The sequence below is a fragment of the Endozoicomonas ascidiicola genome (assembly GCF_001646945.1).
GTDB classification, from domain to species: domain Bacteria; phylum Pseudomonadota; class Gammaproteobacteria; order Pseudomonadales; family Endozoicomonadaceae; genus Endozoicomonas; species Endozoicomonas ascidiicola.
On the sequence record NZ_LUTV01000008.1, the window covers coordinates 14,539 to 41,364 of the forward strand.

Annotated in this window: 24 protein-coding genes; 14 read left to right on the plus strand and 10 right to left on the minus strand. The window is 49.1% G+C overall.

Annotation, left to right across the window (positions count from 1 at the left end; genetic code table 11):
- From AKL11_RS25365 to AKL11_RS20555, 9 genes are all read left to right on the plus strand, one after another.
- Nucleotides 1–169 (plus strand): transposase (locus tag AKL11_RS25365; protein WP_172807349.1); only part of this gene is annotated, 169 nt, incomplete at its 5' end.
- Between the two features lie 86 nt (nt 170–255).
- On the plus strand, nt 256–513 hold the full coding sequence (locus AKL11_RS20520) for a hypothetical protein (protein WP_067521473.1): 258 nt from the start codon (nt 256–258) through the stop codon (nt 511–513).
- Nucleotides 514–658: 145 nt separating this feature from the next.
- A complete protein-coding gene (locus tag AKL11_RS20525; RefSeq protein WP_067521832.1) occupies nt 659–1,630 on the plus strand; it encodes an AAA family ATPase in 972 nt (323 codons plus the stop codon).
- Between the two features lie 156 nt (nt 1,631–1,786).
- Nucleotides 1,787–2,731, plus strand: coding sequence for a DUF58 domain-containing protein (locus AKL11_RS20530; RefSeq protein ID WP_067521476.1), 945 nt, complete (start codon nt 1,787–1,789; stop codon nt 2,729–2,731).
- The gene (locus AKL11_RS20535; RefSeq protein ID WP_067521479.1) at nt 2,731–3,210 is read left to right on the plus strand and encodes a DUF4381 domain-containing protein; all 480 of its coding nucleotides are present in this window, start codon (nt 2,731–2,733) and stop codon (nt 3,208–3,210) included. The genes AKL11_RS20530 and AKL11_RS20535 overlap by 1 nt, the downstream gene beginning before the upstream one ends.
- Entirely contained in the window at nt 3,203–4,225 is a 1,023-nt protein-coding gene (locus tag AKL11_RS20540; protein ID WP_067521484.1) for a vWA domain-containing protein, read from the plus strand. The genes AKL11_RS20535 and AKL11_RS20540 overlap by 8 nt, the downstream gene beginning before the upstream one ends.
- Nucleotides 4,222–6,135 (plus strand): vWA domain-containing protein, encoded by a 1,914-nt coding sequence (locus AKL11_RS20545; protein WP_067521488.1) that lies wholly within the window; start codon nt 4,222–4,224, stop codon nt 6,133–6,135. Before AKL11_RS20540 ends, AKL11_RS20545 begins: the two co-directional genes overlap by 4 nt.
- On the plus strand, nt 6,129–7,883 hold the full coding sequence (locus AKL11_RS20550) for a BatD family protein (RefSeq protein WP_067521491.1): 1,755 nt from the start codon (nt 6,129–6,131) through the stop codon (nt 7,881–7,883). The genes AKL11_RS20545 and AKL11_RS20550 overlap by 7 nt, the downstream gene beginning before the upstream one ends.
- A gap of 385 nt (nt 7,884–8,268) precedes the next feature.
- Nucleotides 8,269–10,083: an AMP-dependent synthetase/ligase gene (locus AKL11_RS20555; protein ID WP_067521494.1), complete on the plus strand. Its 1,815-nt coding sequence runs from the start codon at nt 8,269–8,271 to the stop codon at nt 10,081–10,083.
- A 55-nt stretch (nt 10,084–10,138) separates the two neighbouring features.
- Here the strand turns inward: AKL11_RS20555 and dauA are convergent, their stop codons facing one another.
- Nucleotides 10,139–11,866, minus strand: coding sequence for a C4-dicarboxylic acid transporter DauA (gene dauA, locus AKL11_RS20560; RefSeq protein ID WP_067521497.1), 1,728 nt, complete (start codon nt 11,864–11,866; stop codon nt 10,139–10,141).
- Nucleotides 11,867–11,992: 126 nt separating this feature from the next.
- Here dauA and AKL11_RS20565 point away from each other — a divergent pair, with 126 nt between their 5' ends.
- Nucleotides 11,993–12,496 carry a phosphoribosyltransferase gene (locus AKL11_RS20565; RefSeq protein ID WP_067521834.1) on the plus strand — a complete coding sequence of 168 codons (504 nt, stop codon included), beginning with the start codon at nt 11,993–11,995 and terminating at the stop codon, nt 12,494–12,496.
- A 56-nt stretch (nt 12,497–12,552) separates the two neighbouring features.
- Here AKL11_RS20565 and aroC read toward each other — a convergent pair whose 3' ends face one another.
- The 4 genes from aroC to AKL11_RS20585 all read right to left on the minus strand — a co-directional run bounded on the left by aroC (nt 12,553) and on the right by AKL11_RS20585 (nt 16,696).
- A complete protein-coding gene (gene aroC / locus AKL11_RS20570; protein ID WP_067521499.1) occupies nt 12,553–13,635 on the minus strand; it encodes a chorismate synthase in 1,083 nt (360 codons plus the stop codon).
- 80 nt (nt 13,636–13,715) lie between these two features.
- Complete coding sequence (prmB, locus tag AKL11_RS20575) at nt 13,716–14,666, minus strand: 50S ribosomal protein L3 N(5)-glutamine methyltransferase (protein ID WP_216636830.1); 951 nt, start codon at nt 14,664–14,666, stop codon at nt 13,716–13,718.
- A gap of 97 nt (nt 14,667–14,763) precedes the next feature.
- Complete coding sequence (gene lolD, locus AKL11_RS20580) at nt 14,764–15,459, minus strand: lipoprotein-releasing ABC transporter ATP-binding protein LolD (protein WP_067521501.1); 696 nt, start codon at nt 15,457–15,459, stop codon at nt 14,764–14,766.
- On the minus strand, nt 15,452–16,696 hold the full coding sequence (locus AKL11_RS20585) for a lipoprotein-releasing ABC transporter permease subunit (RefSeq protein WP_067521504.1): 1,245 nt from the start codon (nt 16,694–16,696) through the stop codon (nt 15,452–15,454). The genes lolD and AKL11_RS20585 overlap by 8 nt, the downstream gene beginning before the upstream one ends.
- A gap of 288 nt (nt 16,697–16,984) precedes the next feature.
- Between AKL11_RS20585 and AKL11_RS20590 the strand changes: the two genes are divergently transcribed.
- Nucleotides 16,985–17,314, plus strand: coding sequence for a phosphodiesterase (locus AKL11_RS20590; RefSeq protein ID WP_095210581.1), 330 nt, complete (start codon nt 16,985–16,987; stop codon nt 17,312–17,314).
- Here the strand turns inward: AKL11_RS20590 and AKL11_RS20595 are convergent.
- Entirely contained in the window at nt 17,311–18,276 is a 966-nt protein-coding gene (locus AKL11_RS20595) for a helix-turn-helix domain-containing protein (RefSeq protein WP_067521506.1), read from the minus strand. The genes AKL11_RS20590 and AKL11_RS20595 overlap by 4 nt on opposite strands.
- A 101-nt stretch (nt 18,277–18,377) precedes the next feature.
- Here AKL11_RS20595 and galE point away from each other — a divergent pair, with 101 nt between their 5' ends.
- The 3 genes from galE to galK are packed head-to-tail and all read left to right on the plus strand — an operon-like array spanning nt 18,378 to nt 21,647.
- On the plus strand, nt 18,378–19,394 hold the full coding sequence (gene galE / locus AKL11_RS20600) for a UDP-glucose 4-epimerase GalE (RefSeq protein WP_067521508.1): 1,017 nt from the start codon (nt 18,378–18,380) through the stop codon (nt 19,392–19,394).
- Between the two features lie 25 nt (nt 19,395–19,419).
- The gene (locus tag AKL11_RS20605; protein ID WP_067521511.1) at nt 19,420–20,469 is read left to right on the plus strand and encodes a UDP-glucose--hexose-1-phosphate uridylyltransferase; all 1,050 of its coding nucleotides are present in this window, start codon (nt 19,420–19,422) and stop codon (nt 20,467–20,469) included.
- A 26-nt stretch (nt 20,470–20,495) separates the two neighbouring features.
- Complete coding sequence (galK, locus tag AKL11_RS20610; RefSeq protein ID WP_067521513.1) at nt 20,496–21,647, plus strand: galactokinase; 1,152 nt, start codon at nt 20,496–20,498, stop codon at nt 21,645–21,647.
- A gap of 76 nt (nt 21,648–21,723) precedes the next feature.
- On the opposite strand, the gene AKL11_RS20615 is transcribed toward galK, so the two are convergent.
- From AKL11_RS20615 to AKL11_RS20630, 4 genes are all read right to left on the minus strand, one after another.
- The gene (locus AKL11_RS20615; protein WP_067521516.1) at nt 21,724–22,770 is read right to left on the minus strand and encodes a M48 family metallopeptidase; all 1,047 of its coding nucleotides are present in this window, start codon (nt 22,768–22,770) and stop codon (nt 21,724–21,726) included.
- A gap of 189 nt (nt 22,771–22,959) precedes the next feature.
- Nucleotides 22,960–24,249, minus strand: coding sequence for a dicarboxylate/amino acid:cation symporter (locus AKL11_RS20620; protein WP_067521518.1), 1,290 nt, complete (start codon nt 24,247–24,249; stop codon nt 22,960–22,962).
- 399 nt (nt 24,250–24,648) lie between these two features.
- On the minus strand, nt 24,649–26,154 hold the full coding sequence (gene glpK, locus AKL11_RS20625) for a glycerol kinase GlpK (RefSeq protein WP_067521520.1): 1,506 nt from the start codon (nt 26,152–26,154) through the stop codon (nt 24,649–24,651).
- 89 nt (nt 26,155–26,243) lie between these two features.
- On the minus strand, nt 26,244–26,591 hold the full coding sequence (locus tag AKL11_RS20630; RefSeq protein WP_301335674.1) for an aquaporin: 348 nt from the start codon (nt 26,589–26,591) through the stop codon (nt 26,244–26,246).
- Nucleotides 26,592–26,826 lie beyond the last annotated feature (235 nt).

A 26,826-nucleotide genomic window follows, 5' to 3' on the forward strand; every position in this document is an offset into this window, starting at 1 on the left:
CAGAGCTAAAAAGGCGTATTCAAGCGGTATAGTTGAGGGTCTGAACACCAAGATAAAACTCACTACGAGAAAATCTTACGGTTTCAGAACCTACAGATGCGCGGAAATTGCGTTATACCATGCACTTGGCAAGCTACCTGAACCAGAAATTGCCCACAGATTTTACTGACGAGGCAAAAAAATAAGAAAGGAGATATCACCGGTCGCTCGGTACTTCGAATAGGTCTGGGTGAAGATGGGAAGCCTAACTTGTTCATGGAGCCAATCTATACGAAACCTGAAAGCTCGGCCCCATTATTTATGGAGGCGGCTATTCAAATAGCCACACAAATGGGGCTTCCCCTGTACAGTCAACAAGATATGAACGGAAACTCCTATAAAAATAGCTCCGCATCAAAAGAATCAGTTTTATTTCTACCCGGCAGAGCGCCATTTGAGTATTTTGACAGTCTTGGTGAAGGTGTTAGAGAACGACAGGAAGAAACTATTCAAGCTGTAAAAATATCACCGTAAAATGGACAAAAAAACCGTAAAGCTTTAGAAAGCCTTGAGCTCTGGGGTTACAACACTGGTAAATGCTTTGTAGAATTCCCATTAATAATTTCTGACGTATACTCGTCCGTATTGTTGCATTCAGTTAAGAACCCGGGTTATGAGCATGTCCACGAGCCACTGTTTTACACAGTTCAATCAGCTGAAACACTATCTATCCAGTACCATCATCGGTCAGGAGCACTTGGTCAATCGCCTGTTGATCTCCCTGCTCGCCGATGGTCATTTACTGGTTGAAGGCGCGCCCGGCCTGGCAAAAACCCGCGCCGTTAAAGCGCTGTCCGATGGTTTGGAGGCGGATTTCCATCGCATCCAGTTCACGCCAGACCTGCTCCCGGCAGACGTCACTGGTACCGATATTTATCTTCCTGAAGACGGCAGTTTCCGCTTTCAGCCCGGCCCGGTATTTCACAACCTGATTCTGGCGGACGAAATCAACCGCGCGCCGGCCAAGGTGCAATCCTCTTTACTGGAAGCCATGGCGGAACGTCAGGTAAGTGTCGGCCAGAAAACCTACCCGCTGCCAGACGTATTTATGGTGATGGCAACCCAAAACCCCATCGAACAGGAAGGCACCTATCAATTACCAGAAGCCCAGCTGGATCGATTTATCATGCATGTGCGGGTTGGCTATCCGGATGTTGCCGCAGAACGCGCCATTCTGAAACTCGCCAGGGGCGAAGCCATGAACAATCCGGTAGAGCAGCCCGAATCCGCCTTGACCCAGGAAAATATTCTACAGGCTCGTCAGGAAGCGCTGACGGTGCATATGGAAGACTCTGTCGAGGAGTACATTGTTCAGCTGATTCATGCCAGCCGAAACCCGACACTTTACAGCGATCAGCTCGCCGGTTGGCTGGAATATGGCGCCAGCCCTCGTGGCACCATTGCTCTGGATCGTTGTGCCCGCGCCCACGCCTGGCTGGAAGGCAGAGATTTTGTCAGCCCCGATGACGTGCAGGCCGTTGCCCATGATGTGCTTCGCCATCGCCTGCTGTTGACCTTTGAAGCAGAAGCGGAAGGAAAAGACGCGGACCATATCATCAGCCAGCTTCTCAATCTGGTTCCTGTCGCTTAACTCGCTTAGGAGGCTGTCGCAAAACTCCAGAAACCTCGTTCCCATGCTGCGCGTGGGAATGCATACACCATAATTTTCAAGGGGATAAAGTATGGGTTCCCACGCATAGCATGGGAACCAGAGCTTTTGCGACAACCTCTTAGAAGGTAAAGAGAAATGAGTGGAGCGTATTGTACGTTACAGAGTCTGGTAAACCTGCGCTTGCAGGCCAAAGACCTGACTTTGTTCAAATCAGGGCGCAGTTTGCACCAGATGTTTGGGGGTGTCCGTTCACCGTTTAAAGGTCGTGGCGTGGATTTTGAAGAAGTTCGTGCCTATCAATTTGGCGACGATATCCGTTCCATCGATTGGCGCGTAACCGCCCGTCGTATGAAACCCCACACCAAAATCTTTCAGGAAGAGCGGGAGCGTCCGGTGATGATTCTTCTGGATCAACGCCACTCTCTGTTTTTTGGTAGCCGACTGAATTTCAAATCCGTTACCGCCGCCGAAATTGCCGCACTGATTGCCTGGGCTACGCTCAATCATGGCGATCGCATTGGCGGCGTTATTTTCAATGAACAAGAATTGCAAGAAACCCGACCAAAACGTTCGCGCAAAACCCTTATGCATTGGCTGAACCAGACCGAAATCATGAACCGTAAACTGTCCCTTGCTGCCGTTGCTAGCCACGATGCCGCCAACGGCATGGCCCGCGCCCTCCGACATGTACGGCGGGTAACCCACCCGGGCACGCAGATTTTTTTCATCAGTGATTTTCAACACATGAATGAAGAGTCTGCGCAGCATTTAGCCCAGCTGGCACGAAACAACGAAGTGATGGCCATCAACGTCAGCGACCCTCTGGAACAGGAACTGCCAAAGCCCGATCAATATCGCATTACCGATGGTCTGCATACCCTGACAGTAAACACCGGCAGATCGGAACTAAGACGACAATTTCAACATAACTATCAACAGCAGCAGGAACAGTTGCAGTCATTGCTGTCTCGCTACCGCATCCCGTTGATTCAAGCCAGTGCCGCAGAACCCACCGCCATGCAAATGCTGGGCAGTCGCGCATTAACGCCGAAACCGGTATCAGCAAGGGAGCCATCGTAATGACGCCAAACGCTCCCACGTCCCTGCTTGATCAGCTGCGTCCCAACCATCTGCCAGAACCCATTGGCTTTTGGCCACCAGCGATTGGTTGGTGGGTATTGGCTGCAGTGGTTATCAGCATCACGATACTTCTAGCCATGGTTGTATACCGGTACGTTAAAAAGAACCAATACCGTTCCATAGCATTATCAGAAGCACGACAACTGCAAGATAATTTCCAAAGTCACCAGTCACCGCAGCGCTTTGCCCATGACTGCAACGAACTGCTGAAACGAGTGGCACTGCACGCTTACCCTGATCGTCAGGTGGCCGGGTTGCACGGTGAGCAATGGCGACAATTTCTGGCAGAAACGGGCAAAACACCGGATTTTGCCAACAGCAATGCCTTCAGCAATGACCGTTTTAACCCCAACGCGATATTGAATACCGATAACACTTATGAACTAACCCGGCGATGGATCAAGAAACACCATGTTTGAGTTTCAATTTCTCTGGATACTGATCGCCCTGCCGCTTCCTTTGCTGGTCTATCGATTCACTCGACCCGCCAGTACCGGAGCCGAGCAGAGTGCTGCACTGCATATTCCCTTTTACCATGCGCTTTCGTCCATGGCCGGGGAGCATTACGTTGAAAAAGAACAAAATCATCGTCGTCTGCTGTTGCCCAGCCTGATCTGGGTTCTGTTATTAATTGCCGCCAGTCGTCCAGTATGGGTGGGCGACCCGGTAGAATTACAGAGCAGTGGCCGCGATTTGATGATGGCCGTGGATCTCTCCGGCAGTATGGAACAAGAAGATATGGTCTTGAATGGTCGCACTACCAATCGACTGGCTGCCACCAAATCCGTAATGAATGACTTTATCCCTCGCCGCCGGGGTGACCGGCTTGGGCTGATACTGTTCGGCACCCAGGCGTACCTGCAAACACCATTGACGTTTGATCGCCAGACGGTGAAAACCCTAATGGATGAATCCGCCATTGGCATGGCGGGCAACTACACCGCCATTGGTGATGCTTTGGGTCTTGCAGTCAAGCATCTGCGAAAACGCCCGGCCGACAGCCGGGTATTAATTCTGCTCACCGATGGCGCCAACACGGCCGGAGAAATCTCCCCACAGCAGGCCGCCCAGATCGCCAGAGATGAAGGCATTAAAATTTACACCATTGGTTTGGGTGCTGATGAAATGATCGTACGCAGCCTGTTCGGCAATCGTCGTGTCAATCCATCCGCAGACCTTGATGAAAAAACCCTGAGAGAAATGGCGGAGATGACCGGTGGTCGATACTTCCGGGCACGAAACACGGAAGAATTAAATCAGATCTATGCGCTACTGGATCAACTGGAGCCTACGCCTCAGGAAGCGCAGACATTTCGCCCCTCCAAAGGTTTGTTTTACTGGCCACTGGGTGTCGCGCTATTGCTAAGCCTTATTGCCGCATTCTTAAAAACCGGCCCAACCAAATGGTGGAAACAAGAGAGGGCTGATACATGATCGAAGCCATCAGCCAATTCCATTTTTTAAGACCGCTGTGGTTGCTGGCGCTCCTGCCCTGCCTTGGCCTTTTGTGGTTTTTCTGGAAACAACAGAGCACAAAAGGCAACTGGAGTCGTGTTATTGCTCCAGAACTCCTGCCCTGGCTGCTAAAAGGCGACAGCACTAAGACCACTCGCTGGCCACTGTCATTATTATTGACCGGCTGGGTGATCACCTGTCTTGCAATGGCTGGCCCAACCTGGGAGAAACAACCGGTGCCTGTCAGCCAGAACCAGAACCAGAACCCACTGGTGGTTGCCGTCGATCTCTCCTACATCATGTACACCGCCGACTTGCAACCTAACCGGCTGACCCGTACCCGTTTCAAACTTCAAGATCTGTTTAACGAGCGCAAAGACGGTCTTTCTGCCATTGTCGCCTATGCTGGCTCAGCCCATACCGTTGCACCTCTGACCGACGACAGTCGTACTTTAAATAATCTCACCAGGGCAATGAGCCCTGACATTATGCCGGCCCAGGGCAACAACCCCGTTCAGGCAATACAATCCGCCATGGACTTGCTGGCCCAGGGCAGCAATGATAAAGGCATGATTCTGCTGGTTACCGGATCCATCACCCAGCGCCAGGCGGATGACATTAATGGAATATTGAAAGGTACAGGCATCCGCCTCTCGATACTTGGCGTCGGAACAGAACAGGGAGCGCCAATCCCCTTACCGGACGGCGGATACTTGAAGGATCGACAGGGAACCATCGTCGTACCTCAACTGGAAACCGAAGCACTGCAGGCACTGGCCACAGCAAATGGTGGACAGTATCGAACAATGACGGTAGGCAACGCTGATTTATCCGTACTGCTCAGCGCCATTGATAATCCGTTGCTCGCAGATAGCGAGACCATCTCCGACCGCGAATTTGATCAATGGTATGACGCAGGATACTGGCTTGTCTGGTTATTACTGCCCTTGGCATTGTTTGGTTTTCGTCGAGGCTGGCTAATGATTCTGACAGTCACACTACTGCCCTTCAGTCAGGACTCCATGGCCCTGGAATGGCAGGATCTGTGGAAAACCCAAGATCAGCAGGCACAGGAAGCGCTGCAGGCCGGTGATGCCGCTCAAGCCGCTGCACAGTTTGATGACCCAGCGTGGAAAGCAGAAGCGCTGTTTCAGGCAGAACAATACGATCAATCCGCAGAAGTATTGAATACCCATCCTCAAACCGACCACGCCAACAACGCCTACAATCAGGCCAACGCTCTGGCAAAAGCGGGCAAGCTGGAAGACGCTCTGAAAGCGTACGACAATGCTCTGTTACAGCAGCCTGACATGGAAGATGCCCAGTTCAACCGCGATCTGGTTGAGCAAAAGCTGAAGCAACAACAGGAGCAGGAACAACAGCAGTCAGACAACAATCCGTCTCAAGAGCAGCCACAAGAGCAAACCAAAGATCAAGAATCTCAAAATCCGCAGTCCCAGGGTGAGCAACAAAATAGTCAGGATAATCAAAACCAACAGCAACCGAACAGTGGACAGCAGTCGTCCGAAAACAATTCAGAAGAAAAACCGCAATCACCGACTGGTGATGGAGACGCTTCTGAAAACCAGCAGCGCAACGAGGAAAGTCAGCAAGCAGATAACGCCTCGGAAAAAGAACAGGAAACTCAGCAAGGTGAGCAGCAGCAAGCGCAGAATCAGCCTGCAAATGAAAAGCCTGAAGCCACTGCCGATCAACCCTCTGAGCAATCGTCAATGGACGCTGTTGAAGAAAAGCCCATAACACCGGAACAGCAAGCCATCGAAAGCTGGCTAAGAACCATACCCGACGACCCGGGCGGTCTATTACGAAGAAAATTTATGCAACAACATATGCAAAAACAAAGAACGAGGGAGGAAGGATCATGGTAGGCCACTCTTCCAGAACACTATCGATTACTTTTGTCGCGCTGTCGCTGCTGCTCTCATTATTTATATCAGTAGGCGCCAGTGCCGATTTTACCGCCAGTGTTAACCGCACCACCATTGCGCCCCATGAGTCACTGGAGCTAACCCTGCAAACCGATGAAAGCACCGACGAGGCACCCGACCTCTCGACACTGGAATTTAACTTCGACGTCCTCGGTACCCGACAACACAGCCAGACCAGCTACACCAATGGCAAAATGTCTTATTCCCGCAAGTGGATCATTACCCTGATTCCCAAGCAGGAAGGTACGGTAGTGATTCCACCGGTCTCTTTGGGCAAGGAGAAATCCCAACCCATTTCCATTACGGTGACCAAGCAGAACACTCAAGACCCTTCCATGGATGACAGCCCTTTATTCATGAAGGCTGAAGTCAGTGATGAAAACATCTACATACAACAAGAGTTGTTACTGACCGTACAGATTTTTTACCGCATTCAGCTTTACGACGACAAACGTTTATCCAGTCTTGATCTGGATAACGCATTGGTTCAGCAACTCGGGGAAGCCCGAGAGTTCGACTCCATTATCAGCGGCATTCGTTATCGCACCATTGAGTTGAAATACACCATTCACCCGCAATCGGCCGGTGAGTTAATTATTCCACCATTAACATTCACCGGAACCGCAGCCGAAACACAAGACCCATTTGGCAGCTTCTTTTCCCGCAGCGGAAGACCGGTCACTGCGCGGTCTGCAGAACTGAAAATCAATGTAAAACCCAGCCCGGATAACTACCCGGCATCTGACGCCTGGTTGCCCGCTCGCAATCTAACCCTTCAGGAACAGTGGAGCCAGCCTCTGGATACCCTCAAGGTCGGCGATGCTATTACCCGAACCATCACCGTCAATGCGGATGGCCTCAGTGCAGCCCAGTTACCTCCCATACTGATGCCACAGCCAGAAGGTGTGAACAGTTACCCTGATAAATCCAGCACAGAAGATCGCGAAACAGCCAACGGTATTCGTGGCCAACGCACCGATTCTATTGCCATGATTCCAACCCGTTCGGGCACCATTACCCTGCCAGTGATTGAGTACACTTGGTTTGATACTACCAGTGGCGACATCAAAACCACCAGCCTGCCAGAAACAACCATTACTGTTGCTCCATCCAAACAACCCATCGCCCCGGTTATCAACCAGCCATCGACTACTGCTGTTCAAACACCATCAATCAATGAATGCCCAAAGCCAACGCCCGTATCGGCTGATTCAAGCGACAGTTCTTTGTTACTTTGGCAGATTCTTTCTGGTGTATTCGCTCTACTTTGGTTGATCACTTTAGGCCTGTGGAGGTTCAAACAACCTACATCAAAGACCGAGACCTGCGAGCAGATAACCACACACAACAAAAAAATAAACAGCGAAGAACTGCCCGCTTTCGAACAATTGGCAGCCGCCTGTCAAAAAGAGGATGCCTCACAGGCATTGAATGAGCTAAAAAACTGGAGCCGTTTATATCTGAACAAAGATCAACTCCATTCTCTGGCAGACAGTCTAAAGTTACTCGGCTCCTCTAAACTGGAGACTATCTGCAATGCATTATCAGAAAGTCGCTACAGCACTCATCAGAAAACGGTGGATATTCAAAACCTCTTAACGGAATTAATCATCGAATGTCGTAGAATCCGCGATGAAAAGCCCCCGGAAAAAGTCGGAAAATCTCTCGGAAAGCTCTATCCGGAATAAACAATAAAGAGGCATGGGGTAGAATATCCTAAGTAGTTAGCCATTTGGAATCGAATACTTCTGGCTTGTTGACCAGGTTCTCTGCAAGGCGCAACGGCGGAAGCATAGCGAGCTATGTGACCAGAGTTGCAACGCAGTCAGAGAGCCTGATCAATGAGTCAGAAAATATGATTTCAGGTGGTTAACTACTTATGCCTCTAAGGCCATTAAAATGTGAACAATTACACTTTTGATAAGATAATTACCAACGGTTACACTTTAATCTGCTGAATTCTTTAGAAAATGACTTCGATCAATTTGTGTCTTTCCGCCCATCCTGTACTATCACACCCTCAAAACCTTTGACTGATTCACCATCCAGTTGTCGAGAATACTGTCTGTGCCGATGAACTCCCCTCTGAACATGCATCTGATCAGCCTGATCCAGGAACGCGTCCAACGCCACCCAGAACAAGTGGCCATGCGCTTCGCCAGTGACTGTTCTGAGGATTGGAAGCAACTAAGCTGGCAACAACTGTCGGATAAAGTCTGCAAAACATCCCATGCACTGCTACAGCAAAATCTGGCCGTTCAAGAAAAGGTCGGTATCTGGTCACAAAATATGCCCCAGTGGACGGTGGCGGATCTGGCTTGTCTTCAGGCGAGATTGGTTACGGTACCTCTCTACCCCACCAGCACCGTTGAGCAGATTCGATACATTCTCGACGAAACAGAGGCCTCGCTGATCTTTGTGGGCGAAAAAGCTCAATATCTTGGTGCTGTTGAACTGTTAAGCACCCTGCCAAAGTTAAAGACGATTGTCGTTTTTGATGCATCTGTGGATATTTCAGACTGTGCTCAGGCTATCCATTTCGATGTGTTTTTAAAACAGTTAAAACAGACTGAGACGACGGCAAACTTACAAGAGCGAATCGACAGCCGCTCCATGGATGATCTGTTTACGCTGATCTACACCTCTGGCACCACCGGTGAGCCCAAAGGCGTCATGCTGGATTATTCCAACCTTGCTGCCAGTTTTCAGGGTCATGACCAAATCATTCATCTGGACAGCCTGGACACATCACTGTGCTTCCTGCCATTGAGCCATATTTTTGAACGTGGCTGGAGCTATTACGTCCTGATTCGCGGTGCTACCAACGTTTACCTGAAAGACCCTCAGCAGGTCAGTGAAACTCTGAAAACCGTTAAACCAACGGTACTTTGCTCTGTGCCGCGACTGTTTGAAAAAATCTACACCATGGTTAACAGTAAAGTGTCGTCTGCACCGTTTATCCGTCGTCTGATTTTCAACTCTGCCCTGAAGGCAGGCCTTTCTCACATGGATTACAAACGCCGTGGAGAGACACCACCGGCATATCTGCAAAAGCTAAATGCCATTGCGGATAAAATGGTGTTCAGCAAAATCCGCGACGGTCTTGGTGGCAAGATTCGCTTTATGCCCTGTGGCGGCGCAAGGCTTGATGATGATATTAACCGTTTTTTCCATGCCATTGGTGTGGATGTCAAAGTCGGCTACGGCATGACCGAAACCGTTGCCACCGTCACTTGCTTCCGCGATACCGAATTTGAATTTGGCTCTTGTGGCACGCCACTGCCCGGCACTCAGGTGCGCATCGGTGAAGAAGGCGAAATTCAGGTGAAAGGTGGAACCGTGATGAAAGGCTACTACAAAAAGCCAGAAGACACGGCTGAAACCTTTACTGCTGACGGTTGGCTCCGCACGGGTGATGCCGGTCTGATTGATGAAAACGGTGCCCTGCGCATGACGGAACGCATTAAGGAACTGATGAAGACGTCTAACGGCAAGTATATTGCACCTCAATATATTGAGGGTACACTCATCAAAGATCGCTTTATTGAACAGATTGCCATTGTCGCCGATGCCCGAAACTATGTGACCGCCCTGATTGTTCCCGCTTTTGAAGCTCTGGAAGAGCACGCCAAGGCGCTTAACCTGAAGTATCAAAATCATAAGGAACTGATTCAACACAGCAGCATTCAGGCATTAATTGAAGAGCGACTGAGCCAAGTGCAGAATAGTCTGGCCAAGTTTGAGCAAGTAAAAAAGTTCACCCTGCTGCCAAAAGAGTTCTCTATTGAGATGGGGGAAATCACCCCCACTCTGAAACTTCGCCGTAAAATCATCATGGAACGTTTCAAGAAAGAAATTGAAGCCATGTACTCATCGGCAAAAGCCTGATCAAAATGATTTCCCAAAAAAGGCACCCATAGGTGCCTTTTCTTTATCTTGGAATTTAATCGACGGTTCTTAACTCAACCAATGTTTCTATTAGTGTTGGGTAAAACTTAATAACCCCGTCTTCAGGGTTTACACCTGCCCTTGCCAGTGCTTTTAACGGCTGAAATTGCAAATCACAAATCATCAAATAACACTGATTCTGACGACAATGTTCAATAAAACGCAGCAGCCCAGAAAGGCCACCTGCATCGAGAATATACACATTCTCCATTTGCAGAATAATCTGTCGTTTATTGTCACCGAGGCGTTTCACCTCACCAAACACATGATCTGCAGCCGCAAAGAAAACAGGCCCCTCGATTCTCAAAACAACCGTCTCCTGCCCCAGTTCCTCAGCTACAAATCGTGGATCATTCGTCACGTCTCTCACATGGATCATCTCGGCGACTTCTTTCATAAACAGTAACGAAGCCAGCACCACACCCACAGAAATAGCGATGACCATATCGAAGATGACTGTCAGAAAAAAACAAACGAGGAAAACGGTCACATCGCTTTTCGGCGCCGTTTTCAGTAGATGGACCGCCTTTGGCGCCTCACTCATATTCCAGGCCACTACTAACAGCAGCGCAGCCATGGCAGACATGGGGATAAACGACAAAATGCCTGTTAATGCCAATAAAGCCAGCAAGACCACCAGCGCATGAATCATCCCCGCAACAGGGCTTTGCCCACCAGACTTCACATTAGCCGCAGAACGGGCAATGGCAGCTGTTGCCGGAATACCACCAAAGAAAGGGCTGACAATGTTACCAATGCCCTGTCCCAGCAGTTCACTGTTAGTGCTGTGTCGTGTACTTGTCATACCATCCAACACCACTGCACAGAGCAGTGATTCAATGGCACCTAACATCGCTATCGCAAAGGCTGAAGGCAGAAGCGCCTGAATTAATGACCAGCTGATCGTTACCGGCTCACCATCAGCCCCCGGTTGCAACCACGGCCATTGAAACTCCGGCGGCAGCGGTGGAATTCCCATACCTGTTGAGCCATCCGCCATCAGGTAATGAAAACGACTGCCAATGGTGGCCACATCATACCCCTGGTTTCCCAACACAATCGCCACAAGACTCCCAAGAATCACCGCCGGTAAGTGCGCCGGTACTGGCAGCTTGAGCCTTGGCCATAACAACATGACGATCAATGTCGCACCAGCCACCAGCACACTTGGCCAGTGAGCATCAGGTAAGCCATTAGCTATTAACGCGACTTTTTCCCAATAATGTTCTGGCAACGAACCCAGCGATAAACCGAAAAAATCTGGCAGTTGTAACGTTGCAATCACAACACCAATACCCGCGGTAAAGCCGAGAGTAATGGATTCCGGAATGTATTGAATTAAACGACCAAGTCGCATTAATGCCATCAGTACCAGAATAACGCCGGACATGACGGTCGCCAGCAGAAGGCCTGCCAGCCCATGCTGTTCCGCAATGGGAAACAACAGCACGACAAAAGCAGCGGTAGGCCCGGAGATGCTGTAACGGGAACCTCCCAGCAACGCAATAATAAAACCGCTGATAATTGCCGTATACAATCCATACTGCGGCGCAACACCGCTGGCAATGGCCAATGCCATGGATAGCGGTATGGCAATGATACCGACCGTTAAACCTGCAAGAAGGTCTTTGGCAAAACGGCTTTGGGAATATTTATCAGTAATACACGACTGAATAAAGGCATGACATAACTTCAAAGATGTCAGATGAGCACGATGTGGCACGGGAAACGCCTTGATACTTCAAAAAGGATAAAAGTTTGTTAACAAGAAAGGTTTTGCAGCACTATTGCACAATGATAACCCCTTCCATAGAATTTGCAGACTAATTTTGGCTGGCCTGATGAAACCATGCAGCAATATAATTTTACCTATAACGATATTCACAACACCATCTGCAAGGCAGCCAAGGTGATTAGAGAGCAGGATTACGCCCCTGATTACTTGCTCGCTATTGGTGGCGGCGGTTTAATTCCTGCCCGCATCATGCGTACATTTATCAATCGCCCTATCCTGACCGTAGCGCTGTCCAGATACAGCGATGAGATTGGCACAGCCCCCGCAAGCACACCCATCAAACTTCAATGGTTGGAAACAGACATTAACCTGGCGGGCAAGAAGATCTTGGTGGTGGATGAAGTGGACGACGAACGGACAACACTGGAATACACGCTACAACATTTGATTGAAACCCATCCGGATGCTGAGTTTTCAGCCTTTGTCGTACATAACAAAAAGAAAGCCAAAAAGGGTAAGCTGCCTGAAGGAATGAAACACTTTTTTGCTGGCGAAGAGATTGAAGATTACTGGATCAATTACGCTTGGGATGCTGAAAATATTGATGCTTTTGCATAATAAGCAGACATAGAAAAGGCTTCGAAAGAAGCCTTTTCTAATAATATTGGATCGAATTAAATAACAGACGCTGGACTAACAACATCGGCATTCTGCGCGCGGTGTCGCATGAAGTGATCCATCAAAGTGATCGCCATCATGGCTTCCGCAATGGGCACACCACGAATACCAACACAGGGGTCATGACGCCCTTTTGTCACCACGTCCATCGCTTCTCCTTGCATATTAATGGAGCGGCCCGGTGTGGTGATACTGGAAGTGGGTTTGAAGGCAACATGAGCAACCACGTCTTGACCTGAGCTAATCCCGCCCAGCGTTCCACCGCTGTGGTTGGAGAGAAAACCTTCTAGTGTCAGTTCATCCCGATGCTCGGTTCCCGTCTGGGCAACGCAGTCAAAACCGTCACCAATCTCAACGCCTTTCACCGCATTAATGCTCATCAGACTGTGGGCTAAATCCGCATCCAGACGATCAAAGACAGGCTCACCCAAACCCGGCGGCACACCGGTGGCTTTTACCGAAATCCGGGCACCGCAGGAGTTCCCCTCAGAGCGCAGATTCGTAATCAGCTCTTCCATCTCCTTCACTTTGGCCGCATCCGGAGAGAAAAACGGATTATTTCTGATCTCGGCAGCATCAAACTGCTCGATCTGTACCGGGCCAATCTGCGACAACCAACCCAGAATCTCAATGCCCTGAGTGCTTAGAAACTTGCGTGCAATGGCTCCCGCCGCTACCCGCATGGCCGTTTCACGAGCCGATGAACGACCACCGCCCCGATAATCACGAACACCATACTTATGGGTGTAGGTGTAGTCAGCATGGCCGGGGCGAAAAAGATCCTTAATGGCGGAATAATCTTTTGAACGTTGATCCTGATTTTCAATCAGCAATCCAATGGGCGCTCCAGTGGTGACACCTTCAAAGACACCAGAGAGAATCTTAACCTGATCCGGTTCCCGCCGTTGAGTTGTGAACTTGGAAGTGCCCGGTTTACGACGATCCAGGTCGCCCTGAAGATCGGCCTCGGTTAATGGAATACCCGGAGGACAACCGTCCACGATACAGCCCAGGGCGATACCATGGGACTCGCCAAACGTGGTCACCCTGAATAATTGTCCAATACTATTTCCAGCCATTTTTTGTTCCAGCCATTTTAAACGATCTTTTTATTCTCTGAAAAGGAGCTCTGGCTGGGAGTATACCAGCCATTCCAGCGTCACTGGGAGTTTAACTTGCTTTTAAACAGGAGCTGATAGGTTCTGCAATCTTCAGCAGACAACAGCATCACACCATGCCCACCCTGCTCAAAATCGGGCCAGATAAACGGCACCTCAGGGTATTCATCCCTTAAGGCCCAGTGACTGTTACCCACTTCCAGCACCAACAAACCGTCCTGATCGAGGAAATCCGCCGCTCTGGATAGAATTTCCCGGGCAAAATCCAAGCCGTCGTCTCCGGCGGCCAAGCCAAGCTCAGGCTCATGGCCAAACTCTTCCGGCATATCCGACATATCTTCAAAATCCACATAAGGCGGATTACTGAGAATCAACTGATACTTGGGTGTTTCTGGCAACACATCCAGCGCTTCAAACATATCTGACGGGGTTGCCTGCACCCTGCCCCAAAGCTCGTGTTGATCGATGTTAATCGTAGCCACTTCCAGAGCATCTGTGGAAATATCCAGCAAATCCACCATGGCTTCCGGAAATGCATGGGCAGCAGCAATACCGATACAACCAGAACCTGTGCACAAATCCATCACCCGGGTGACGTCAACATGGTTACCCAGCCAGGGCTGGAATTCCTCAAGAATCAACTCCGCAATGGGCGAGCGAGGAACCAGAACCCGCTCATCCACATAAAACGGCATACCGCAGAACCAGGCCTGATTCACCAGATACGCAAGGGGTTTTCGGGTAGATACCCGTTGCTCGATTAAAGCTGCAAGCCGCTGACGTTCATTATCCGTCAAACGGCAGTCCAGATAGCTCTCCGGCAAATCCCAAGGTAACTGAAGCGACTGAAACGCAAGGTGTTGAGATTCGTCCAGCGCATTATCACTGCCGTGCCCAAAGAAAAGGCCGGCTTCATTAAAACGGGTGGCACCCCAGCGGATAAAATCTCGAATCGAGAACAAACCGTCGAACGACTCTGTGGAAAGGGTCACATTAACTCCTCAGGCTCTCAAACAATCAAGAACCCTTACTGCATAAAAATGATGCCATTCTTTCTGGGGTGGCATCTGGGTTAGCATCTGGGTTAGCTTAAGCAGGCACCAGCAAACCATCTTCAAGTCGCAGCGCACGATCCATCTGGCTGGCAAAGGCCATATCATGGGTGACGACAATAAAACTGGTGGTCAACTGCTCACTCAGCGCTTTCATCAAATCGTGAATCCTGGCTGCCGTGTTTGGGTCCAGATTGCCTGTTGGTTCATCCATCAACACCAGATCCGGCTCGCCAACCAACGCCCGGGCAATCGCTACCCGCTGTCGTTCACCACCGGATAACTCTGACGGCTTGTGCGACATTCTGGGCTTTAAGCCAACCTGCTCAAGCATAGCTTCCGCCCTAAGGCGAGCCTCTTTCACCGACACTTCACGGCGAAGCAGCAAAGGCATCGCCACGTTTTCAAGAGCGGTGAACTCAGGCAACAGATGATGAAACTGATAGACAAAACCAAGATGTCGATTTCTCAATTCACCCTGTCGGGTTTCAGACAGCTCGGATAATGCATGATTACAAACCAGTACTTCCCCTTGTGTTGGTTTATCCAGCCCAGCCAGTAACTGCAACAATGTCGTTTTACCGGAACCGGAAGAACCAACAATAGCCACCCGTTCAGAAGGTTTTACATCCAGTTCAACACCGTTCAAAACCGTCAGTTTTTCAGGGCCTTCGGAAAACTCTTTGATCAGGCTCCGGCATTGCAGAACTGATGTCGTTTCCATATTACTCATAGCGCAACGCCTCCGCTGGCTGTGTCCTTGATGCCCGCCAGGCCGGGTAAAGCGTGGCCAGAAAACTCATTAACAAACCCGAAATACTGATAACCGCCACATCTCCCCACATCAATTCAGACGGCAGGTAACTGATAAAATAGACGTCAGGACTCAAGAAGTGGATACCCAGCAATTTCTCCAATGCACCGACAATAGCGGACACATTCAGTGCGCCGGCAATACCAAGCGCGACGCCCAGCATCGTGCCAATCACACCAATTAATGACCCTTGCACCATAAACACGCCCATGATCATTCGCGGGCTGGCACCAAAGGTTCTGAGAATTGCGATATCGCCCTGCTTATCCGTTACCACCATGACTAAGGTTGACACAATATTGAAAGCAGCCACCGCAACAATCAGCGTCAGCAATAAACCCACCATGGTTTTTTCCATCTGGATCGCCTGGAATAAACGACCATGGGTGCGCGTCCAGTCCTGCACGTAGTAGCGCCCAGGTAAATCAACGGCGACTTCCCACGCCAGCCTTGGCGCTGAGAACAGGTCTTCCATTTTTAAGCGAATACCGGTGACACCTTCAGGAACCCTTAGGAAACGGGCAAGGTCCTGACGATTGGTGTAGGCAAGATTACCATCCACATCAGCACCCACAGAAAAGGTGCCGACCACAGTAAAACGTTTCAGCCGGGGCAAAACACCCGCAAGATTGACACTGGCTTCCGGCAGTACCATTGTGACTTTGTCGCCTACAGATACTCCAAGGTAATTGGCCAGAATTTCACCCAGCAAAATCCCGAACTCGCCCGCGTGCAAATCATCCACTGAACCACGCTTCATATGATCTGCAATGATGGACACTTCTTTTTCATAGGCCGGATCAATACCGTAAACCATGGTTCCCCGAACCAGATCACCGTTGGTTAACATACCCTGAGCGTCCACAAAAGGCGCCGCAGCTTCAATGCCCTCTGTCTGAGGAATGGTATCCACAAGCTGTTGCCAGTCTTCAATACCACCCTGTGCCGACGTGATAGTGGCATGGGGCACCATGCCCAAGACCCGCTGTTTCAGTTCACGGTCAAAGCCATTCATGACCGAAAGCACGATAATAAGCACCGACACACCCAGTGTCAGGCCCACCATCGAGGTACCGGAAATAAACGAGATAAAATGATTTCGTCGCTTGGCGCGGGTATAGCGCAAGCCAATAAAAAACGATAATGGTCTAAACATTGATGTGCCAGTTATGCCTGTATCCTTTCAGTCGAAAAGAAAGCCCCAGTAAAGAAAGTGCCGGTAAAGGCGCCGCCAGCAAATCCGCCATTATGGCATAAAGCGGTGAGAATCGATCCGATCTTTTCCAAACAAATAATCTATTCCAAACAGCAAGGAGGTCAAGTAGGTAAAGAGTTGCCACAAAGCCCACAGTTCTGAAAGCCATCGGTCAGGAAATCTATCGTTCAACAATGGCTTAAGCTAAAGTACACGTCATATCAGAAGTAGAGACAAGGCAGGACTCTTATGAATACACACTTCCTCACAAGACTTTTACTGATCGCCACTCTGGCCATCGCTTCCCATAGTGCCATTGCTGAAACCACTACCGTGACCTCCGGCGAAATACTGGTTCCTGTTGGCAGTCAGTCTTCCGGGTTGCAAGCCAGCACACTTCCCACCCACGGCCAAACCATGACCGATGTACTGCAAACCTTTGGTAAGCCAGACACAAATGACACCATTGGCACACCACCAATCTCCCGCTGGTCTTATACCGCCAAAAATATGACAGTTTACTTTGAAGGCAAACGGGTTCTGCGCACCGTTGTCCATCATTCTGTCGCAACGCCTTAGAGCAGTTTCTTCCGAAACTGCCCCGGCGGCATACCAAAGTATCGCTGAAACGCTTCATAGAAGCGGCTCAGCGAACTAAATCCGCATTCAAAGCCAATCTCCCCAATTGGCCGTTCACTGTCCAACAATAAAAGCTGCGCTTTCTGCAATCGCTGAAACTGCAGATATTGCTTGATCGACACCCCCATCACACTGGAGAAAAGATTCGTCGTGTAGTTACGATGCAATCCGAGATGATTAGCGACATCTGCCGTTGAAATAGGATTGTGCAGATTCTCACCAATAAAGTGCACCATGGTCGACACATGATGAGCGCCTTTTACCCGTCCACTTCCTGGATGATCACCAGACCATTGCAAGTTAGCATCTGAGTCATCCGGTACTGATTCAACCGCTCTAGGCGATTCCCAACCAACAATACTGATTCTTTTCAACAACAACGCTATTTCACCCAGAATGATTTCCCGCAACTCAGGCAACGCTCGTTGATAATCATCAAACCAGTGTTGTAATCGCATGAGTAAATAATCATGCTCTGAATTCGCCAGCAACACCTGACCATTCATCACAGCCTGTCGCATGGTTTCTGAAAGCGACCATTGCAGGAACTCTGGCAACGGCACATACAGGTTAAATAGCTTTCCTTCCCCTTCAAGGGCAATCAACCGGTGGGGCATATTCGCCCAGAAAAGCGCCAACCGATTTTCCGGAATTTTCTGCACCCGACCATCAACAATGTACGTCGCTGAACAGCCAATCAGATAGTTCAGCTCCACATGACCATGCACATGACTGCTTGTCATCATGTAGGGTGCACGATGCTCTATATAGAAAATATCGCCCTGAATATCCGCAATGGAGCCGGGCATGGCCACAACACCTTCTGTCACACTGTTAACTTCCTCTGACACTGAAACCCGATTGACCGCGATCAACTTTGCTTCAATGATACTAAGCAGCACCGATAAAATCTTTGTTTTCGGGAAAAACCGGTTAAAAACCGTAAAAGAAATTGAGACACTACCGTTCTTAAAATGAAGTTATGTAACCAACGAGGTCAACCATGAGCATTCTGATCACCGGAGGCGCCGGATACATTGGCAGTCACACCTGTCTGGAGCTACTCAATGCCGGCCAGGACGTTGTGGTGGTGGATAACCTTTGCAACAGTCACGAGATCGCTATTCGCCGGGTAGAAGAACTTACCGGCAAAAAAATGGCTTTCTATCCCATCGATATTCGGGATACAGAAGCGCTTACCACTGTCTTTCAAACACACGACATTGAAGCGGTTATTCATTTTGCCGGTTTGAAGGCTGTGGGCGAATCGACCAAGATTCCACTGGCCTACTTTGACAACAATGTCAGCGGCACCGTGAATCTTCTGGAAGTGATGGAACGTCATGATGTACGTCATCTGGTGTTCAGTTCTTCCGCAACCGTCTATGGCGACCCTCATCAGGTTCCCATCAAGGAAGACTTTCCGGTTGGCGCTGTCACCAATCCTTATGGTCGCAGTAAGTACATAGTGGAAGAAATCCTGCGGGATACCGCCGCTGCCGATGAACGCTGGAACTTCAGCATCCTCCGCTACTTTAATCCGGTGGGCGCCCATGAATCCGGCCTGATTGGTGAAGACCCGAACGGCATTCCGAACAATCTGACACCGTATATCGCCCAGGTTGCCGTCGGCAAACTTGAACACCTCAACGTGTTTGGTGACGACTATCCAACACCGGATGGCACTGGAATACGCGACTACATCCATGTTGTTGACCTGGCGCTGGGTCATCTGGCTGCACTAAAAGCTCACTGGACCGATCATGGTATCCACATTTACAACCTTGGCACCGGCAAAGGCAGCAGTGTTATGGATATGCTGCATGCGTTTGAAAAAGCTTGTGAGCGACAACTGCCCTACAAAATTCAACCGCGCCGCCCGGGTGATATTGCCCAGTGCTTTGCAGATCCCGCCTATGCCGAAGAAAAGTTAGCCTGGCGAGCAACTCGCACCGTGGAAGAAATGACCATAGATGCCTGGCGCTGGCAATCCAAAAACCCGAACGGGTTTCGTAACTAACGCTTGTAATTGTAAGAAGCAACTGATGACTGAGTTCAACCCTGTGGATCACCCCCACCGTCGTTTCAACCCACTGAATGGAGACTGGGTATTAGTCTCTCCTCATCGTGCTAAACGACCATGGCAAGGTCAGGTGGAAAAGACGGCACCGGACAACCGTCCGGTGCATGATCCCGAATGTTTTCTCTGCCCGGGAAATCAGCGCATTACTGGAGATCACAATCCTGATTACACCGATCCTTTTGTATTTCCCAATGATTTCCCGGCGCTGCTGACGGATACACCGGATGCTCAAGGTGAGTCTGACTTATTTCAAAGCAGTGCCGCCAGAGGAGAAGCCAGAGTCATCTGTTTTTCTCCAGATCACAGCAAAACATTGCCACAATTGACAGCGCAGGAAATTCGTAAGGTAGTGGACACCTGGGCAGATCAGGTCACTGAACTCGGTCAACAGTACCCATGGGTTCAGTTATTTGAAAACAAAGGCGCAGTGATGGGTTGCTCCAACCCACACCCCCACGGACAGATCTGGGCCAGCAGCTTTTTGCCTAACGAAGCCCGCAAAGAAAACAAGACTCAACAGCAATGGCTTGCCAAAAAAGACGTCAATATGCTGGTTGAGTATGCACAAAAAGAATCAGAATCCGGTGAGCGTACTGTCGTAGAAAATGAACACTGGATTGCCGTCGTTCCCTATTGGGCTGGCTGGCCTTTTGAAACGTTGCTGCTGCCAAAGCGGCATGTACTCCGCATGCCAGAACTAACCGACCAAGAAAGAGACAACCTGTCTTCTATTCTGAAACAGCTAACAACCCGGTACGACAACCTGTTCCAAACCTCATTCCCATACTCCATGGGCTGGCACGGTGCGCCCTGTGATCAGGGTAAAGAGATTGCAGATAATAGCCACTGGCAGCTGCACGCCCATTTCTACCCACCGCTGTTGCGCTCGGCAACCGTCCGCAAATTTATGGTGGGTTTCGAGATGCTGGCAGAAACACAGAGAGACCTTACGGCAGAACAGGCTGCAGCACGGCTTCGTGAACTCTCCGACGTTCACTATCTGGAACACTGACGTCTTCTTATATCTGGATCTTTTTTATGAATCAGCAACAAACATTGACCGAGCTGTTTAAAAACACGTTCGGCCATCAACCTACGCATTTTTTTCAGGCACCGGGTCGGGTCAATCTGATCGGCGAACACACTGATTACAACGATGGCTTTGTTCTGCCCTGCGCCATCGATTATCAGGCGATGATTGCCGCATCACCTCGTGAAGATAACAAAGTGGTCGACACGGCCCACAGCTATGATGGACAGGTATCCGAGTTCGAACTCACACTGCCTATTACTCACAGTGAGGAAGCGTTCTGGAGTAATTATGTGCGCGGTGTCGCCAGCGTGATGCTGGAAAAAGGCCATAAACTGCATGGCGTTAACATCGCCATTATCGGTAACGTTCCGCAGGGTGCAGGGCTCAGTTCATCTGCCTGCCTGGAAGTTGTGACAGGGTTGACTCTGAGCCGTATGGCCGGCCTCGATATCAGCCTGAAAGAACTGGCATTGATTGGCCAGAAAGCAGAAAACGAATTTGTGGGTTGCAACTGCGGCATTATGGATCAGATGGTTTCAGCCTGCGGAAAGGAAGGCCATGCCATGCTGCTGGATTGTCGTTCGCTGGATACACGCTTGGTGTCTATTCCAGAAGGTGCAGCCGTTGTCATCATTAACTCCAACGTAAAACGTGGTCTGGTGGATAGTGAATACAACACCCGTCGTCAGCAGTGCGAAGCAGCAGCCCGTCATTTTGGAGTGAAAGCCCTTCGTGATGTCACCGTAGAGCAGCTGGAAGCTGAACGGAAAAATCTTGATGAGATGGCTTACCGCCGTGCCCGCCACGTTATTACGGAAAACAATCGCACCGAAGAAGCCGCAGAAGCCCTTGCCCGTGGTGATCTGAAGACCATGGGAATACTCATGGCTGAATCCCACGCGTCCATGAAGGATGATTTTGAAATCACGGTTCCTGCCATTGACGGTATTGTGGACATCGTCAAATCCGTGATTGGAGAAGAAGGCGGCGTTCGTATGACCGGTGGTGGTTTTGGCGGCTGCGTTGTTGCTCTGATTCCAGAAACATTGACTGATACTGTAAAAGCAGCGGTTGAATCTGGTTACTCTGAATACGCTAAAAACTTAAACGCCGATATTTACGTTTGCCGCGCGTCCCAAGGCGCAAGTGCACTCTAGAACATATTGGAAAACGGGGGGCAGAAAAAATACTGCCCCCTCAACTTTGGAAAGTAGTACATACCCAATCATTAATCTACAAAATAAACTCCAACCCAAGACCTAGCTTCTCCTGCCGGTTTGAATAATACTCTTGTAACTGCTCACCAAGCTCATTTAATGCTTTTTCGCGCGTAGCATTTGTCGGATGTGATGACATAAAAACATTACCCATTTCCCGACGATCACCTGCAAAAGTCGTCATTCTTTCCCAGACTTTGGAACACTCTGATGGGTCATAACCTGCAAGAGCTGTGAGGTATGCACCAATTTCATCCGCCTGAGTCTCATGATTCTGAAAAATAGCGTTTATAAAAGGAATACTTGAAACAGCAATTACATTCATAAAAATTAAATCACTTATTCTCTGCCCGATATGTTCTGCTAACACATGCCCCATTTCGTGCCCAAGAATGCAAGCCATACCCGCCTGACTTTTAGCCAGAGGGAAAATAGAGTGATAAATACCAATGTTATAGCCGCTAGTAGCAAAAGCATTAGGAGCACCCATATCCATTAAAGAAATTGTCCAGTAATAGGCAGGAATATCAAAAACCAATTCAACCTGTCTGGTTAATCGCTCCGCAACGGGGTTAAAAAACTCAGCGTACTTTTCACTTAACTCAGCAGAAGTTTCTTTGTGATAAACCCTGTCGGACACTTGTTGATGCTTATACCCAACCCATGTCAGAGGCCTCGACAATAAGTCAAATGGTGTTTTCAAATAGGCACGGGAAATAACCGCCATTGCGCCCATGGTGGTTCCCTTTAACAAAGCCCTGACAGTAAAGTCAAGATATAATGGATTACCACTGTAAATACCATCACTTATAATATTACCAACCCCCTCCCAACTAACCCCAACCATTGCCGCTGCGACAGCCCCAGCGATAGAGGCAAGACCGTTTTCTTGAATTTCATTAAGCAAGCCTCTATCAACACTTCGATGAAGTTGACTGATTAGTATTTCTTCTTGGTTTAATGAATAGGTTTCTGCATTCACACCAGCACTGGATGTAAATGACAAAAAGAATAGCCATAAGTTGACCGTAAAAAGCAGTAAGTAACGAACTTTGAATAACACGCCTGACTCTCAAAAATTATCATTAGGTTCGAGCTAGTCAGACATCAAGAAAGGGGGATAGTTCAGTCATACCAATTCTCAGATTACAATTTTAGCACTCTACCTTCTTCGCTTTAAATTGAAGAAGATGCAAAAAAGCCGGAAGCACTGTTATGCCCCGGCTTTCATATGTGCCTTCGACGAACGGAATTAACTGAACTTAACGGCACCAGAAGCGGCGTTATTCTCTTGATTTATCCCTGCATCAGAAATCTGACCTTCGCTCTTGGCAACAATCGTACTAACCGCAGTATCACCCACTACATTGGTCACTGTGCAGGCGGCATCAAGAATACGATCCGTCGCAATGATAATACCCAGCGCTTCAATTGGCAGACCCAGAGTGTGCAGCAGAACACCGGTAGTCACTACCGCACCACCAGGAATTCCGCCGGTAGCAATGGCCAGCAGGAAGGCGGTAAAGCCAAGGGTAAACAGCGCAGTACCGCCCAGCTCAACACCGTACGCATTAGCAACGAAGATAGTAGCAACCACCATGTAGATCGCAGCGCCGGACATGTTCATTGTCGCGCCCAGCGGTACAGAGAATCCGGCTACCTTTTCAGACACACCCAGCTTTTCAGTCAGGGTTTTAAACGTCACTGGAATAGTAGCGTTTGAGCTGGCTGTGGACAGGGAGAACATCATCTGTTCACGAGTCTTACGAATAAACTGCAGTGGGCTGATACCCGTGGTCAGACTAATCACTAGCGGGTAAAAGACGAACAACCATACAACCATGACTGCAAGCGCCGTCAGAACATAGGTCAGTACGCTGACAATACTGCCCGCATCCAGAGTGGCTGCCAGCTTAGCGGTCAGGAACAGAACACCAATCGGCGCCATGCTCATAACCATGGTGATCAGCTTCATCATGACACTGTTTGCCAGGGCAAAAGACTTGCTGACACTGTGGGTTTCGTGATTTTCCAGCTTCTTTACGGCGATACCGGTAATGATGGCCATAAACAGAATCTGCAGGATATTACCTTCTGCAAACGCCTGAACCGGGTTAGTCGGCACAACCGCAATAACCATATCCAACAGATTTGGCAGATTAGTTCGGCTCAACGTCAGAGTCTCATCAGCAAGACCGAGATTTGCACCAATACCAGGTTGTACGACCATAGCTAAACCAATAGCTGCACTGATGGCGATAACGGTATTCAGCAGGTATAAGCCAAACGTTTTGAAACCAAGGCGACCAAACTGACCAATGTCTTCCAGATTGCACACGGCATTGACAATGGAGATAAAGATAAGGGGAACGACCATTAGTTTGATCATACCCACAAAGATACTACCACCGGCGTGGAACAGACCACCGATCAGATACGATTGAAGAAAACCATCAGGACTGGCGAACATTTGGATAGCGCCACCAAGGACGAGACCAATGACGAGGGAAGCCAGTATACGGGCGGCAAGATTATTGTTCATAAATTCAAGTACTCCATCACCGATCGAATAAAAACGACCGCAATCTTGTATTTATTGATATTAGATTGGTGCAGAAACAGTCACCTGTCACTGCTGTGTGGATGCAATGTATACAATCTGGAACGCTCACTCAAGCTGAGCCAACACCGAATAACAGAGGATAATCCTGAAACCGAGAAATACTCAGAATTAAAATATCTTTTCAACCGGTTGAATCCAAGAAAATTTCGCTTAGTTTATTTTGAATACAGGATATGACTTTGAACTCAGCATTCATCTAACAAAAACAGACACTTGCGAGCATATTCATTCAAATCAGCCTAAAATCAAGAACAAAAAAAATGGCTCCATACGGAGCCATTTCTATTTATCTTTTGATACTCAAATTAACGCTTGGGTTTACTCTTGATCTTCCCAGTGAAGACTGCGCTCTACAGCTTTCTTCCAGCCTTTATATAGACCCTGACGATGATCGTCGTCCATCTCCGGTGTATAAGTCCGATCAACACCCACTTTATTTTTCAGTTCATCCATATTTTTCCAGAAGCCGACAGCCAAACCTGCAAGATAAGCAGAACCGGCAGCAGTCGATTCCGTCACCGTTGGGCGAACCACGTCTTTATTCAGAATATCGGACTGAAATTGCATCAGGAAGTTGTTGGAAACGGCACCACCATCCACTCTCAGCTGCTTCATTTCAATACCGGAATCCTGTTGCATAGCTTCAATCAGATCACGGGACTGATAAGCGATGGCTTCCAGAGTGGCTCGCACAATATGGTTACGGTTGGCACCACGGGTCAAGCCGAAGATAGCACCACGGGCGTAAGGATCCCAATAGGGCGCACCGAGGCCAACGAAGCCAGGTACGACATAAACGCCGTTGGTATCCGACACTTTACTGGCAAAGTATTCAGTATCTGCCGCATCACGCACCAGACCCAGCTCATCACGCAACCACTGAACGGAGGCACCGCCCATAAATACAGAACCTTCCAGAGCGTAATGCACTTTCCCATCAATACCGAAGGCAATGGTCGTTAACAATCCATTCTCTGACTTAACCGGCGCTTCACCAGTGTTCATCAGCAGGAAGCAACCTGTACCGTAGGTGTTTTTAGCCATGCCCTTTTCATGGCACATCTGACCAAACAGTGCCGCCTGCTGGTCGCCCGCCATACCCGCCACCGGAATACGAGTTCCGCCTTTACCACCAATGTTCGTTTGACCGTAGACTTCTGAGCTGGATTTCACTTCTGGCAACATACTGCGAGGAATATCCAGCGCCTTGAGAATCGTGTCATCCCACTCAAGGCGGTTGATATCAAACAACATAGTACGGGAGGCATTGGTCACATCGGTCACATGAGTGCGACCATTGGTCAGCTTCCAGGTCAACCAAGTGTCAATAGTACCGAACAGTAGCTCACCGTTTTCCGCTTTCTCACGGGCACCGTCTACATTATCCAGAATCCATTTAATCTTGGTACCGGAGAAATAAGCATCCAGAACCAAACCGGTGGTTTCACGAATATGACTTTCGAGACCTTCTTTCTTCAGCTGTTCACAAATTTCAGTGGTTCTTCGGCACTGCCAGACAATGGCATTGTAGACTGGTTGACCCGTGTTCTTATCCCAAACGACAGTGGTTTCACGCTGGTTAGTGATACCAATAGCAGCAACTTCATCAGAAGGAATATTGGTTTTAGCCAACACTTCTGTCAGCACAGAGCTCTGAGTACCCCAAATTTCCATAGGGTCATGTTCAACCCAGCCTGGTTGTGGGTAATACTGGGTGAATTCACGCTGAGAAGAGCTGACAATCTCACCATCGTGATTAAAGATAATGGCTCGGGAACTTGTGGTGCCCTGATCAAGTGAAACAATATATTTCTTGGTAGTCATGATGCTTTCCTTAAATCCTTTCGCGGGGCAGTAGTGATTAAATCCTACTGCCACTGCCCTTTATTTACGTCTACTTTATAACCAATCGATCAAACTGTCTGTATTTCACAACCCGGCGTTGCACAGGCAACCGGCTCAACCTGCTTACCAAGCACATTGATATAAACCCATGCACCTGCCATCGCACCGCAGATTGGCGCGAGAATTGGCACCCAGAAATAGGGGTTTGCACGACCACCCGTCATAGCGACTTCGCCCCAACCAGCAAAGAAAGCAAACAATTTTGGTCCGAAATCACGGGCTGGGTTCATGGCAAAGCCGGTGAGTGGGCCAAAGGAAGAACCAATTACCGCAATCAGCACACCAATCAACAATGCAGAAAGTGCACCGTTAGAGACACCATTGTTATCATCACCAATGGCCAGAATGCCGCCCATTAATACTGCTACGCGATGTTCGACTTTTAAACTGACCTGAAAAAGGCATGACTGACCTACTTTTCTGCTATTAAAAACAGTGGATACAAAGGAGGAAACCAGCCATGCCCGTTGAACAGTTTATCACTACTGTCTTCTGCCTGATCGACGATTTAATCAAAGAACTCGTTCCATTACCTCTGAGAAGCCGCGGTTATCCACCAAAGCTTTCAGATAGTGAAGTGATCACCATGGA